Source organism: Pseudomonas sp. HS6-2 (assembly GCF_049325675.2).
GTDB lineage: Bacteria > Pseudomonadota > Gammaproteobacteria > Pseudomonadales > Pseudomonadaceae > Aquipseudomonas > Aquipseudomonas putida_N.
Genome location: NZ_CM143906.1, coordinates 5,165,705 through 5,178,764, shown reverse-complemented (window position 1 = coordinate 5,178,764; position 13,060 = coordinate 5,165,705). Strand labels below are relative to the sequence as shown.

The 13,060-nt window shown below is 62.9% G+C and carries 11 protein-coding genes; 7 read left to right on the top strand and 4 right to left on the bottom strand.

Features of this window, described 5'->3' with window-relative positions; all coding sequences use genetic code 11:
• Positions 1-52 precede the first annotated feature (52 nt).
• Together ftsZ and lpxC are read left to right on the top strand one after the other, a co-directional pair.
• A complete protein-coding gene (gene ftsZ, locus ACOKS3_RS24165) occupies positions 53-1,249 on the top strand; it encodes a cell division protein FtsZ (protein WP_003260772.1) in 1,197 nt (398 codons plus the stop codon).
• 114 nt (positions 1,250-1,363) lie between these two features.
• Positions 1,364-2,275, top strand: a complete 912-nt coding sequence (gene lpxC, locus ACOKS3_RS24160; RefSeq protein ID WP_060508542.1) for a UDP-3-O-acyl-N-acetylglucosamine deacetylase — start codon at positions 1,364-1,366, stop codon at positions 2,273-2,275.
• Between the two features lie 154 nt (positions 2,276-2,429).
• On the opposite strand, the gene ACOKS3_RS24155 is transcribed toward lpxC, so the two are convergent.
• Positions 2,430-2,885 carry a DUF721 domain-containing protein gene (locus ACOKS3_RS24155; RefSeq protein ID WP_422763762.1) on the bottom strand — a complete coding sequence of 152 codons (456 nt, stop codon included), beginning with the start codon at positions 2,883-2,885 and terminating at the stop codon, positions 2,430-2,432.
• 295 nt (positions 2,886-3,180) lie between these two features.
• On the opposite strand from ACOKS3_RS24155, the gene secA reads away from it, so the two are divergent.
• The 4 genes from secA to ACOKS3_RS24135 all read left to right on the top strand — a co-directional run bounded on the left by secA (position 3,181) and on the right by ACOKS3_RS24135 (position 8,848).
• Positions 3,181-5,916 carry a preprotein translocase subunit SecA gene (gene secA / locus ACOKS3_RS24150; protein ID WP_422763763.1) on the top strand — a complete coding sequence of 912 codons (2,736 nt, stop codon included), beginning with the start codon at positions 3,181-3,183 and terminating at the stop codon, positions 5,914-5,916.
• 88 nt (positions 5,917-6,004) lie between these two features.
• Positions 6,005-7,222 (top strand): bifunctional glutamate N-acetyltransferase/amino-acid acetyltransferase ArgJ, encoded by a 1,218-nt coding sequence (gene argJ, locus ACOKS3_RS24145; protein ID WP_103449237.1) that lies wholly within the window; start codon positions 6,005-6,007, stop codon positions 7,220-7,222.
• 52 nt (positions 7,223-7,274) lie between these two features.
• A complete protein-coding gene (locus ACOKS3_RS24140; RefSeq protein WP_103449239.1) occupies positions 7,275-7,907 on the top strand; it encodes a glutathione S-transferase family protein in 633 nt (210 codons plus the stop codon).
• The gene (locus ACOKS3_RS24135) at positions 7,904-8,848 is read left to right on the top strand and encodes a Nudix family hydrolase (RefSeq protein ID WP_103449240.1); all 945 of its coding nucleotides are present in this window, start codon (positions 7,904-7,906) and stop codon (positions 8,846-8,848) included. The genes ACOKS3_RS24140 and ACOKS3_RS24135 overlap by 4 nt, the downstream gene beginning before the upstream one ends.
• Before the next feature lie 32 nt (positions 8,849-8,880).
• Here ACOKS3_RS24135 and ACOKS3_RS24130 read toward each other — a convergent pair whose 3' ends face one another.
• The 3 genes from ACOKS3_RS24130 to ACOKS3_RS24120 are packed head-to-tail and all read right to left on the bottom strand — an operon-like array spanning position 8,881 to position 12,427.
• A complete protein-coding gene (locus ACOKS3_RS24130) occupies positions 8,881-9,447 on the bottom strand; it encodes a cob(I)yrinic acid a,c-diamide adenosyltransferase (RefSeq protein WP_103449242.1) in 567 nt (188 codons plus the stop codon).
• 1 nt (position 9,448) lies between these two features.
• Positions 9,449-11,479 carry a sensor histidine kinase gene (locus ACOKS3_RS24125; RefSeq protein WP_103449244.1) on the bottom strand — a complete coding sequence of 677 codons (2,031 nt, stop codon included), beginning with the start codon at positions 11,477-11,479 and terminating at the stop codon, positions 9,449-9,451.
• Between the two features lie 30 nt (positions 11,480-11,509).
• Positions 11,510-12,427: a putative 2-dehydropantoate 2-reductase gene (locus tag ACOKS3_RS24120; RefSeq protein ID WP_103449245.1), complete on the bottom strand. Its 918-nt coding sequence runs from the start codon at positions 12,425-12,427 to the stop codon at positions 11,510-11,512.
• Positions 12,428-12,529: 102 nt separating this feature from the next.
• On the opposite strand from ACOKS3_RS24120, the gene ACOKS3_RS24115 reads away from it, so the two are divergent.
• Complete coding sequence (locus tag ACOKS3_RS24115) at positions 12,530-13,015, top strand: YajQ family cyclic di-GMP-binding protein (protein ID WP_103449247.1); 486 nt, start codon at positions 12,530-12,532, stop codon at positions 13,013-13,015.
• Positions 13,016-13,060 lie beyond the last annotated feature (45 nt).

Sequence of the window (13,060 nt, the reverse complement as noted above, 5' to 3'; positions counted from 1 at the left end):
TCAAAGCAGTAGTGGTAGGCGCAACAACTAGAGAACTGTAAGGAGAGGGAAAATGTTCGAGCTCGTAGACAACGTCCCGCAAAGTCCGGTCATCAAGGTGATCGGCGTCGGCGGTGGCGGCGGCAACGCCGTCAACCACATGGTGAAGAGCAGCATCGAAGGCGTCGAGTTCATCTGCGCCAACACCGATGCCCAGGCGCTGAAAAACATTGGCGCACGCACCATCCTGCAACTGGGTACCGGCGTGACCAAGGGCCTGGGTGCTGGTGCCAATCCGGAAGTCGGCCGTCAGGCCGCGCTGGAAGACCGTGAGCGCATCGCTGAGGTGCTGCAGGGCACCAACATGGTGTTCATCACCACCGGCATGGGCGGCGGTACCGGTACCGGCGCGGCGCCGATCATCGCCGAAGTGGCCAAGGAAATGGGCATTCTCACCGTTGCAGTGGTGACCCGTCCGTTCCCGTTCGAAGGCCGCAAGCGCATGCAGATCGCCGACGAAGGCATCCGCATGCTGGCTGAGAGCGTCGACTCGCTCATCACCATCCCCAACGAGAAGCTGCTGACCATCCTGGGCAAGGATGCCAGCCTGCTGTCCGCCTTTGCCAAGGCCGACGATGTACTGGCCGGTGCCGTTCGCGGTATCTCCGACATCATCAAGCGCCCGGGCATGATCAACGTCGACTTCGCCGACGTGCGCACCGTCATGGGTGAAATGGGCATGGCGATGATGGGTACCGGCTGCGCCAGCGGTCCGAACCGTGCTCGCGAAGCCACCGAAGCGGCCATTCGCAACCCGCTGCTCGAAGACGTCAACCTGCAGGGCGCCCGCGGCATCCTGGTGAACATCACCGCCGGTCCTGACCTGTCGCTTGGTGAGTACTCCGATGTAGGTAGCATCATCGAAGCCTTCGCCTCCGACCACGCCATGGTCAAGGTCGGTACCGTGATCGACCCTGACATGCGTGACGAACTGCACGTGACCGTGGTTGCCACCGGTCTGGGCGCGCGCATCGAAAAACCGGTCAAGGTGGTCGACAACACCCTGCAGACCGCTCAGCAGGTGTACGAGGCTTCCAACCCGGCGCCGGTGCGTCAGGAGCAGCCAGCCGTCAACTACCGTGACCTGGAGCGCCCGACCGTGATGCGCAACCAGGCCCACGCCGGTGCCGCTGCGGCAGCTAAACTCAACCCTCAGGATGATCTGGACTACCTCGATATCCCAGCCTTCTTGCGTCGTCAGGCTGATTGATGGAATTTATCAGGGGTATAAGGGTGATTGGTGTTCAGCAAAGGCCGGGTCTGTTATCATCCCCAGCCTTTGTTGATACCTGTTCGCATTATTTGCGCTGAAGCGGCCAATGCCATGATTAGACAACGCACCCTGAAGAATACCATCCGTGCCACGGGCGTCGGCCTGCACTCCGGGGAGAAGGTCTACCTGACCCTCAAGCCTGCGCCTGTCGACACCGGCATCGTCTTCCGTCGCGCCGACCTTGACCCTGTGGTCGAGATCCCGGCGCGTGCGGCTAACGTCGGTGAGACCACCATGTCCACCACGCTGGTCAACGGTGACGTCAAGGTCGATACGGTCGAGCACCTGCTCTCCGCCATGGCGGGCCTGGGCATCGATAACGCCTACGTCGAGCTCTCCGCCTCGGAAGTGCCGATCATGGATGGCAGCGCCGGTCCCTTCGTATTTCTGATTCAGTCTGCTGGCCTGGAAGAGCAGGACGCAGCCAAGAAGTTCATCCGCATCCTGCGCGAAGTGACAGTGGTGGAGGGCGACAAGAGCGCCACCTTCCTGCCATTCGACGGGTTCAAGGTGAGCTTCGAGATCGACTTCGATCACCCGGTCCTCAAGGGCCAGACCCAGAGTGCGGTCGTCGACTTCTCCAGCACCTCTTTCGTGAAGGAAGTCAGCCGCGCCCGTACTTTCGGCTTCATGCGTGACATCGAGTACCTGCGCAAGCACAACCTTGCGCTGGGCGGCAGTGTCGAGAACGCCATCGTGGTCGACGAGACCGGTGTGCTCAACGAAGACGGCCTTCGTTCCGATGACGAATTCGTCAAGCACAAGATCCTCGACGCCATTGGCGACCTTTACCTGCTGGGCAACAGCCTGATCGGCGAGTTCAAGGGCTACAAGTCCGGCCACGCGCTGAACAACCAGCTGCTGCGCAAGCTCATCGCTGAAACCGATGCCTGGGAAGTGGTCACTTTCGAAGATGCCAGCACGGCACCGATCTCCTACATGCGCCCTGTTGCGGCTGTGTAAGTTCGAACACTCTCTAGTTCGTTGATTGAGGCCACCTTCGGGTGGCCTTTTTTATGGCGGGTTCCTGGCTCAAGGCTTTCAGCGCCTGTGTGATCGAGCGCCGCGCGGGCGGCGCTCGATCTGCGCGCCAGCACAAAACTCGAGGCAAGCGCCCCTAGCCTTTCCCCTTCGCGTGGCTGGCCAGGCGCTCCAGGGCGGCGCGCAGCTTGGGGTCGGCGATCCCTTCGGCGGAGTCTCGGATGCTCTCGGCAGCGGTGTTCGACAATTCGGTGGTGTTACCGCCGCGCTTGGCCGGTACCAGGGGCGGCTGCACCTTGTAGAGAATGCGCTGCAGGTTGCCGAATGCTTCCAGCGCCTGTAGCTGGCGCTGCAGGCGCTTCTGCTGATAGCGCAGGCGCGTGGCCCAATGGCCGTCGGTGACCACCAGCAACAATGTGCCGTCCCGCCACGAGGCCACATGGCAATGCTCGCGGGCTGCCGGTTGCAGCTGGCTTTCCAGCAGGCGCTGCAGGTGCTCCAGGCGCTCGGCCTGGTTCAGCAGCAGGCGCAGCGGGCGGTTCTGGCGCAGCAGGGTGGCGGGCGGCTGGGCGGGGGAGGGTTTGAAGGCCATGGTGGTGTGCATCCAGTGACAAGGTGGCCAGTCTAACATCCTCGTTGCCTGAGCTGGCCTCTTCGCAGGATAGGAGTCATTCTCGCTATTGTTTCATCAACCCGCGGGTTGAACTCGGGGAAAATACCCCTATCTTAGAAAAGCCCCCGCCTAAGCGCTGTGCCAGCATCGTGGCAATCGACCACTTTCCTCACCATCGTTTCCGGGTAGAATGCTCGTTCGCATGCGGCCTCAGGGCTGCACGGGCGACTCATGGGGCCGCCCTCCATCCCTACGTGTGGAAGATCCTGCCGATATGTTTGCGCCTTTGTTAAAAAAACTTTTTGGAAGCAAGAATGAGCGTGAAGTCAAACGCATGCTCAAGACGGTTGCTATCGTCAATGCCTTCGAAGAGAAGATGGTGGCCCTCTCCGACGAGCAACTGCGGGCCAAGACCGCAGAGTTCAAGGAGCGCCTGGCCAAAGGCGAGACACTGGACCAACTGCTGCCCGAAGCCTTCGCCGTGGCCCGAGAGGCCGGCAAGCGCGTGATGGGCATGCGCCACTTCGACGTGCAGCTGATCGGCGGCATGACCCTGCACGAGGGCATGATCGCAGAAATGCGTACCGGTGAAGGCAAGACCTTGGTCGGTACCCTGGCCGTTTACCTCAATGCCCTGTCTGGCAAAGGCGTACACGTGGTCACGGTGAACGACTACCTGGCCCGCCGTGACGCCAACTGGATGCGCCCGCTGTACGAATTCCTTGGCCTGTCCGTAGGCATCGTCTCGGCCTTCCAGCCGCCTGAAGAAAAGCGTGCCGCCTACGCCGCCGACATCACCTACGGCACCAACAACGAATTCGGTTTCGACTACCTGCGCGACAACATGGCGTTCAGCCAGGAAGAGAAGTTCCAGCGTGAACTGAACTTCGCCGTGATCGACGAAGTCGACTCGATCCTCATCGACGAAGCGCGCACCCCGCTGATCATCTCCGGCCAGGCCGAAGACAGCTCCAAGCTGTACATCGAGATCAACCGCCTGATCCCGCGCCTGACCCAGCACATCGAAGAAGTCGAAGGCCAGGTCACCCAGGAAGGCCACTTCACCATCGACGAGAAGAGCCGCCAGGTCGAGCTGAACGAAGCCGGTCACCAGTTCATCGAAGAGATGCTGACCCAGGCCGGGCTGCTGGCCGAAGGCGAGAGCCTGTACTCGGCGCACAACCTGGGCCTGCTGACCCACGTCTACGCTGGCCTGCGGGCACACAAGCTGTTCCACCGCAACATCGAATACATTGTCCAGGACGGCCAGGTTCTCCTGATCGACGAACACACCGGCCGTACCATGCCGGGTCGTCGTCTGTCCGAAGGCCTGCACCAGGCCATCGAGGCAAAAGAAAACCTGAACATCCAGGCCGAAAGCCAGACCCTGGCATCGACCACCTTCCAGAACTACTTCCGTCTGTACACCAAGCTGTCCGGCATGACCGGTACCGCCGACACCGAAGCGTTCGAGTTCCAGTCGATTTACGCCCTGAACGTGATGGTCATTCCGCCGAACAAGCCGCTGGCGCGTAAAGACTTCAACGACCTGGTGTACCTGACCGCCGACGAGAAATACGCCGCGATCATCGCCGACATCAAAGAGAGCATGACCCAGGGCCGCCCGATCCTGGTGGGTACCGCCACCATCGAAACTTCGGAGCACATGTCGAACCTGCTGAAGAAGGAAGGTATCGACCACAAGGTACTGAACGCCAAGTACCACGAGAAGGAAGCCGAGATCATCGCCCAAGCCGGTGCTCCGGGTGCGCTGACCATCGCCACCAACATGGCTGGCCGTGGTACCGACATCCTGCTGGGCGGTAACTGGGAAGCCGAAGTGGCTGCCCTGGAAAACCCGACCCCCGAGCAGATCGCCCAGATCAAGGCCGACTGGCAGAAGCGTCACCAGCAGGTGATTCAAGCCGGTGGCCTGCACGTGATCGCTTCCGAGCGTCATGAATCGCGCCGTATCGACAACCAGCTGCGTGGCCGTTCCGGCCGTCAGGGTGACCCGGGTTCGAGCCGCTTCTACCTGTCGCTGGAAGACAGCCTGATGCGCATCTTCGCCTCCGACCGGGTGAAGAACTTCATGAAGGCACTGGGCATGCAGTCTGGTGAGGCCATCGAGCACCGCATGGTCACCAACGCCATCGAAAAAGCCCAGCGCAAGGTCGAAGGCCGCAACTTCGACATCCGCAAACAGCTGCTTGAATACGATGACGTGGCCAACGAACAGCGCAAGGTGATCTACCACATGCGCAACAGCCTGCTGGCAGCCGATAACATTGGCGATACCATCGCCGAGTTCCGCCAGGAAGTGCTGGACGCCACCATCAGCCAGCACATCCCGCCGCAGTCACTGCCAGAGCAGTGGGACGTGGCCGGCCTCGAAGCTTCGCTGGCCAGCGACTTCGCCATGAAGCTGCCGATCCAGCAGTGGCTGGACGAGGACGATCACCTCTACGAGGAGACCCTGCGTGAGAAGCTGCTGAACGAGATCACCACCGCCTACACCGAGAAGGAAGACCAGGCCGGCATCGAAGCGCTGCGTACCTTCGAGAAGCAGATCCTCCTGCGCGTGCTGGACGACCTGTGGAAAGACCACCTGTCGACCATGGACCACCTGCGTCACGGTATCCACCTGCGTGGTTACGCACAGAAGAACCCGAAGCAGGAGTACAAGCGCGAGTCGTTCACGCTGTTCCAGGAACTGCTCGAGTCGATCAAGCGCGACACCATCCGCGTGCTGTCGCATGTTCAAGTGCGCCGCGAAGATCCGGCCGAGGAAGAAGCCCGCCTGCGCCGCGAGGCCGAGGAGCTGGCTAGCCGCATGCAGTTCCAGCACGCAGCCGCGCCGGGCCTTGAAAGCGAGCAACTGAGCGAGGAGGGCGCCGAAGTGGCCGTGGCCGCTGCCCCGGTGCGCAACGACCTCAAGCTGGGCCGCAACGAGCCGTGCTGGTGTGGTTCGGGCAAGAAATTCAAGCATTGCCATGGTCAGATCGAGTGACCTGACCTGATTGTTGTATCGTGACATCCCTGGGGGCCGCATTGCGGCCCCCTTTTTCCATATTCACCGTATTTCTAGGAGCGCTCTAATGGCTGTTGGTCTTGGTCCTTTGCCCACCCTGCACCCGGTTCCGGGTTTTGAACTCGGTATTGCTTCTGCCGGCATCAAGCGTCCTGGGCGCAAGGATGTGGTGGTCATGCGCTGCGCCGAAGGCTCCAGCGTGGCTGGCGTGTTCACCCTCAACGCCTTCTGTGCCGCTCCCGTGATCCTGTCCAAGCAGCGCGTGCAGGGTACCGTGCGCTACCTGCTGACCAACACCGGCAATGCCAACGCCGGCACCGGCGCGCCAGGCCTGGCCGCTGCCGAACGTACCTGCGCCAAGCTGGCCGAACTGACCGGCGTGCCGGCCGAATCGGTGCTGCCGTTCTCCACCGGTGTGATCGGTGAGCCACTGCCGGTCGAGAAGATCGAAGGTGCGCTGCAGGCCGCCCTGGACAACCTGTCGGAAAACCACTGGGCTGAAGCCGCCACCGGCATCATGACCACCGACACCCTGCCAAAAGGTGCCAGCCGCCAGTTCCAGCACGAGGGCGTGACCGTCACCGTGACCGGTATCAGCAAAGGCGCCGGGATGATCCGCCCGAACATGGCCACCATGCTCGGCTACATCGCCACCGACGCCAAAGTTGCCCCGGCGGTGCTCAAGGACCTGATGCTCGACGGCGCCAACAAGTCGTTCAACCGCATCACCATCGATGGCGACACCTCGACCAACGACTGCTGCATGCTGATCGCCACCGGCAAGGCCAACCTGCCGGAAGTCACCGAAGCCAGCGGCGCGCTGTTCGAAGCGCTCAAGAAGGCCGTATTCGAAGTGTGCATGGAAGTGGCCCAGGCCATCGTCCGTGACGGCGAAGGCGCCACCAAGTTCGTCACCGTGCAGGTCAACGGTGGTGGCAACCACCAGGAGTGCCTGGATGTCGGTTACGCCGTGGCCCACTCGCCGCTGATCAAGACCGCGCTGTTCGCCTCCGACCCGAACTGGGGCCGTATCCTGGCTGCCGTGGGCCGTGCCGGCGTGCCGGAGCTGGATGTCAGCTTGATCGACGTTTACCTGGACAGCGTGTGCATCGCCAGCAAAGGCGGCCGCAGCCCGAGCTACACCGAAGCGCAGGGTTCGGCCGTGATGGCCCAGGAAGAGATCACCATCCGTATCGAGCTGGGCCGTGGTCAGTGCAGCGAAACCATCTGGACCACCGACCTGTCCCACGAATACGTGAAGATCAACGCCGAATACCGCACCTGATTCACCCGGGGCCGCACAGCGGCCCCAACCTCTCAAGAAATGGAGCCGAACCATGAGCTATCACCTGATCATCGGCGACAAGCTGTATTCCTCCTGGTCGCTGCGTGGTGCCCTGGCCCTTGAGCTGGCCGGCGTGCCGTACGAAGAAACGCTGATCAGCCTGAACCAGCCCGATACCCGCAAGCGCATCCTCGAATTCTCTTCCACCGGCAAGGTGCCGCTGCTCAAGACCGAACACGGGGTGATTGCCGACTCCCTCGCTATTGCCGAGTACCTCAACGAGCGTCACCCAGAGGCCCAGCTGTGGCCGGCCGATGTGGCTGCTCGTGCCCAGGCCCGTTCGGCTTGCGCGCAGATGCACAGCGGCTTCTTCGCCTTGCGCGGTGCCATGCCGTTCGACCTGTCCCGTGACCAGGGGCTGGATGACATGCCTCTGGACGTGCAAGTGGACATCGACCGCATCGTCGCGCTGTGGTCCGAGTGCCGCCTGGTGGCCAAGGGCAATGGCCCCTTCCTGTTCGGCAAGCCGACCCTGGCCGATGCCTTCTTTGCCCCGGTGGCGGTGCGCCTGCGTACCTACCGCGTGGAAGTGCCCGCCGAGGCAGCCACCTATATCGAAACCATTTACCAGTGGCCGGCCTTCCAGGCCTGGCAGCAAGCTGGCCTGGCGGAGCGTGAAGGTTGAAACGGATTCATGTTGTAGCCGCGGTGATCCGCGGGAGTGACGGCCGCATTCTGATTGCCCGCCGCGCCGATACTCAGCACCAAGGCGGCTTGTGGGAATTCCCGGGCGGCAAGGTGGAAGAGGGCGAAGGCGTCGAAGCGGCCCTGGCCCGTGAGTTGCGCGAAGAGCTTGGCATCGAAGTGACCCGTTCGCGGGCGCTGATCAAGGTCAGCCACGACTACCCGGACAAGCAGGTGCTGCTGGATGTGCGTGAGGTCGATGCGTTCACCGGTGAGCCCCACGGCGCCGAAGGCCAGCCACTGGCCTGGGTTGCGCCACGCGACCTGGGGCAATACGAATTCCCTGAGGCCAACAAGCCGATCGTCGCTGCTGCGCGCTTGCCGGCCCAGTACCTGATCACTCCGGATGGCCTCGAAGTGCCGCAGATGCTCAAAGGTATCCAGAAGGCCGTGGCCAACGGTATCCGTCTGATCCAGCTGCGCGCCCCGGACATGTACGACCCCAAGTACCGCGATGTGGCAGTGGACGCGGTCGGGCTGTGCGCAGGCAAGGCGCAGTTGATGCTCAAGGGGCCGCTGGAGTGGCTGGGCGACTTCCCGTCCGCCGGTTGGCACCTGACCGCCGCGCAGCTGCGCAAGTACGCAGCCAAAGGCCGCCCGTTCCCCAAGGAGCGCTGGCTGGCGGCGTCGTGCCACAGTGCTGAAGAGCTGGCCCTGGCCGAGCAGATGGGCGTGGATTTCGTCACCCTGTCGCCGGTGCAGGCAACCCAGACCCACCCCGAGGCGGTGCCGTTGGGCTGGGATGAGGCGCAGCGGCTGATTGCCGGTTTCAACCAGCCGGTTTACCTGTTGGGTGGGGTTGGGCCGGGTGAGCGGGAGAAGGCCTGGGAGGCTGGTGCCCAAGGTGTTGCCGGGATCCGCGCATTCTGGCCTGAGGCCTGAGTATCCGGGGCTGCAAAGCAGCCCCGGCGATATCAGCCTTGAGGCTTTTCTGCAGGCTGCCAAAGCACTTCCGCAATCCCTTGCCGCCGCCCAATGATCCGCGCCGCCACAAACAGCAGATCCGAAAGCCGGTTGATATAAGCCAACCCAACCCCCTGCAACGGCTCCAGCGCATTCAACTGCTGACACCGCCGTTCCGCACTGCGCGCCAGGCTACGGCACACATGGGCCTGCGCCACCAGCGCCGAACCACTGGGCAGAATGAAGTTCTGCAGCGGTCCCAGCTCCTCGTTCCACACATCGATCGCTGCCTCCAGCCGCTCCACCTCGGCCTGGTTCAGGGCCTGATAGCTGGGCATCGCCAACTCGCCGCCAAGGTCGAACAAACGATGCTGGCATGGCGCAAGGACGTTGCTTACCTCATCCAGCTTGTGGTCATCCAGGCCGGCCAGCAGCAGCCCGAGCTGACTGTTGAGGCTGTCCACCTCACCGATCGCCTCGACCCGTGGGTGGTCCTTGGGCACCCGCCGCCCGTCGCCGAGGCCGGTTTCGCCCTTGTCGCCAGTGCGGGTGTAGATCTTCGACAGGCGATAGCCCATGTCATGCCTCCGTGTGGGTCGGCGCAGCCGCTGGCGGTTGGCCGAGGGGCAGGCGCAGGGTAAAGCAGGTGCCCTGGCCGGGCGTGGACTGCACTTCCATCTGCCCCTTGTGGTTGTTGGTGATGATGAAGTACGAAACCGACAGCCCGAGCCCAGTGCCCTGGCCGATTTCCTTGGTGGTGAAGAACGGCTCGAAGGTGCGTTTGCGCACGGTTTCGGGCATGCCCACGCCGTTGTCCTCAACCTGAATCTCGGCCCAGGGGGGATTGAGCTTTGTGCGCAGCGTGATACGCCCCGGCTCGCTGGGCTGAGGCCGCTGGTGGATGGCTTGGGCGGCGTTCTTCAGCAGGTTCAGCAGCACCTGCTCCAGTTCGTTGGCGGTGCAGGGCACCGGGCCCAGGTTGGGGTCGAACTGGCGGATGATGGCCTGCCCCTTGAAGTCGAAGCCGATGGTCAGGTCGAAGTCGTTGCTGGCAATTTCCACGGCCTGGTCGATCAACGCCGGCAGTTCGCAAGGTACCAGCAGGCGGTTGCTGCGGCGGCTGAAGCTGAGCATGTGGGTGACAATCTTGGCGGCGCGTGCGCCGGCCTGCTGGATGCCGTCGAGCAGTTGCGGCACTTCGCGGTTGTCCAGGTAGCGGTTGACGCTGGCCAGGTCGATGCCCAGCTCGCTCGCCTGCTCCTGGTTGCGTGGCAGATCCGGCGACAGGCGCCGGCGGATGTTCTGCACGTTGTGCAGGATCGCGCCCAGCGGGTTGTTGATTTCGTGGGCCATGCCGGCTGCGAGGCCGCCGACCGAGAGCATCTTCTCGGACTGCACCATCATTTCTTCCAGCGACAGGCGCTGGGTGATGTCGTCGATACGGATGACCACGCCGCGGCCGCCGCCGCCCATCAGCGGGTAGAAGGTCAGGGCGTAATGGCGCAGGTCGTCTCCCTTGGGCCAGGTGACCCGCTCGATCTTCGCCACCCGGTGCTTTTCCACGCTTTCCTTGAGTTGCGGCAGGAACGGCTTGAGCGGTTCGAAGGCGATGAATATCGGCTGGTTCAGCGCTTCGTCCAGCGGCGTGCCGGAGAGTACCGTGGCTTCGTGGTTCCATTGGGTGACGTAAAGCTGCTCATCGAGGGCGATCAGCGCCGAGGGCATGGAGTCGATGATGCTGTTGAGGTAGTTCTGAAAACCGGTGAGCTTCTTCTCGATCTTGCTGCGCACCTGGACTTCCAGCTCCAGCTTGCGATTGGTGTGACGGGTTTCCTCGGCCAGGCCCTGGGCCTGGTCGTAGGCCGTCTGGAATTCGTCGCGAGTGCGCTTGAGCTGCTGCTCGCGGGCCTCGATACGCGAAAGCATGGTGTTGAAGGCTTCGGCCAGGCTGCCGATCTCGTCGTCGTTGCCGCGGGTGGCGCGCAAGGCATAGCTTTCTTCGCGGGTGACCTGGCGGCTGAGTTCTTCGAGCTGGTTGATCGGCTGGGTGATCAGGCGCTTGATCTGTCGGGCGATGATCATCCACAGCAGGATGCTGAACACCAGGATCGCCAGGCTGGCGCTGAGCGTGCCGGTGTAGAACGCCGTGGGCAGTTCACTGCTGGCCACCAGCAGCAGGTGCGCCGGTGGGTTGGCGTCGCGGGGGATGCGGATGAGCTGGGTGCTGCGAAACTCCATCAGGCGCCAGCCGTCGATGTTGCGGTAGCGCTTGGGCAGCGCCAGGTGATCGCCGTGTTGCAGCTGGGCCAGCATGCTGCCGTCGCCGCCGTAGATGGCAGCGGCGCGTAGCGGGGTGTAGCTGTCCAGCTCCTTGAGCAGGGCTGTGGCTGTCTCGGTCGAGTCGCCGGCACGGGCCGACAGTTGCGGATTGGCCACCAGCTTGCCGATGGTCTGCAATGCCTGTGGCGCCATGCTCTCCTGGGTGATCCAGTAGGCGGCGCTGATGAAGGTCAGGTTGGCGACCAGCAGGATGGTCACCAGCAGTACCAGCAGGGCTGCCAGCAGTTTCTGCCCGACCGGGAGGTTTTCCAGGCGTTGGCGCAGGCTCATGGGCAAGGCAATATCCGTATTGGGTTGACGTCAGGCGCTGGGCAAACCACGCGCTCGCAGGTTATCGACCAGGCGCTGGTGCAGGTGTTCCAGCCGTGGCAGCTCCAGGTCGTGGCGTTCGGCTGCCCGGCAGGCGTGGCCCAGCAGGTAGTGCACTTCGGTACGCCGGCCAGCGCGCACGTCCTGGTACATGGAAGAGTAGTTGGCTGCGGTGGCCAGGATCACCCGCTGCACTTCTTCATTCAGATCGGTTGCCGCTTCCGGCTGGCCGCAACGGCGCAGCAATTCGGCCAGTTCCGTAGTCAGTGCCTCGACCTCGCCGAGATGCCCAAGTAAACCGCCGTTCTGGCAGTCATGCAGCACGGTCAGCGGGTTGATGGCGCAATTGAGTGCCAGCTTGCGCCACAGGCGGGTAAGGATGTCGACCGTCCATTCGCCTGGGATGCCGGCGTCGTTCAGGTCATCGAACCATTCTGGGGTGGTGGGGTTGGCCGGGTCTCCCAGCCAGTTGAAACCATGGCCGGCGAAGCGCACCTGCCAGTCGTCCTCGCGGAAAGCGCCTTCGGTGCTGGAGGCGAAGATGCAGCGGGCAAGGGGGGCCTGATCGGCGACTTCGTCCTGGCTGCCCAGGCCGTTCTGCAACAGCACGATTTCTGCGCCTTCAGCCAGGCGCGGCGCCAGGCGGGCGATGGCGGGGGCGGCATCGTAGGCCTTGCAGGCCACCAGCAGGCGATGGATGGGCCCACCGGACTCGGCCGTTTCGGCCGGGATCGCGTAGAGGCGGGTTTGATCCTGTTCGACCAAGGTCAGGCCACCGGCCCGCTGGTAGGCCTGCAGGCGCTGCGCATCACGCAGGATCAGGCGTACCGCCTTGCCGGCGCGTGCCAGGCGGCAGGCCCAGAGGCTGCCGAGGCTACCGGCGCCGAGAATATGCCAGGTGCTGCTCATCTGCGTTTCGCAACCCGTTATAATGAGCCCGCATTTTAACCCGCTAACACCGACGCGCTCCATGTTCAGACTGAGCGCGCGTTTATTTTATGGAGATTACCCATGCCTTCGTTCGACGTGGTATCGGAACTGGACAAGCACGAAGTGCAGAACGCGGTCGACAACGCCATCAAGGACCTCGAGCGCCGCTATGACCTCAAGGGCAAGGGCAGCTTCGAGTTCAAGGACAAGGAACAGACCGTGGTGCTGACCGCCGAGGAAGAGTTCCAGCTCGAAGCCATGATGGAAATCCTGCGCCTGGCGCTGGTCAAGCGCAAGATCGACGTCAAGTGCCTGGAAACCAAGGACCCGTACGCCTCGGGCAAGGAAAAGAAACAGGAAGCCAAGTTCCGCGAAGGCATCGACAAGGACCTGGCCAAGAAGATCGTCGCCACCATCAAGGACGGCAAGCTCAAGGTCCAGGCCGCCATCCAGGGCGAGCAGGTGCGTGTCACCGGCAAGAAGCGCGACGACCTGCAGGAGGCCATTGCCCTGCTGCGCACCAAGGAATTCGACATGCCGATCCAGTTCAACAACTTCCGCGACTGATCGCCGGGTTGTGCGGAACCTCGATGGCGTAATGATGTCCATGGG

What these genes read in the sequence shown, in the direction of transcription:
- ftsZ (WP_003260772.1), top strand. Translation starts at nt 53, where the DNA reads ATGTTCGAGCTCGTAGACAACGTCCCGCAAAGTCCGGTCATCAAGGTG.
- lpxC (WP_060508542.1), top strand. Translation starts at nt 1,364, where the DNA reads ATGATTAGACAACGCACCCTGAAGAATACCATCCGTGCCACGGGCGTC.
- ACOKS3_RS24155 (WP_422763762.1), bottom strand. Translation starts at nt 2,885, where the DNA reads ATGGCCTTCAAACCCTCCCCCGCCCAGCCGCCCGCCACCCTGCTGCGC.
- secA (WP_422763763.1), top strand. Translation starts at nt 3,181, where the DNA reads ATGTTTGCGCCTTTGTTAAAAAAACTTTTTGGAAGCAAGAATGAGCGT.
- argJ (WP_103449237.1), top strand. Translation starts at nt 6,005, where the DNA reads ATGGCTGTTGGTCTTGGTCCTTTGCCCACCCTGCACCCGGTTCCGGGT.
- ACOKS3_RS24140 (WP_103449239.1), top strand. Translation starts at nt 7,275, where the DNA reads ATGAGCTATCACCTGATCATCGGCGACAAGCTGTATTCCTCCTGGTCG.
- ACOKS3_RS24130 (WP_103449242.1), bottom strand. Translation starts at nt 9,447, where the DNA reads ATGGGCTATCGCCTGTCGAAGATCTACACCCGCACTGGCGACAAGGGC.
- ACOKS3_RS24125 (WP_103449244.1), bottom strand. Translation starts at nt 11,479, where the DNA reads ATGAGCCTGCGCCAACGCCTGGAAAACCTCCCGGTCGGGCAGAAACTG.
- ACOKS3_RS24120 (WP_103449245.1), bottom strand. Translation starts at nt 12,427, where the DNA reads ATGAGCAGCACCTGGCATATTCTCGGCGCCGGTAGCCTCGGCAGCCTC.
- ACOKS3_RS24115 (WP_103449247.1), top strand. Translation starts at nt 12,530, where the DNA reads ATGCCTTCGTTCGACGTGGTATCGGAACTGGACAAGCACGAAGTGCAG.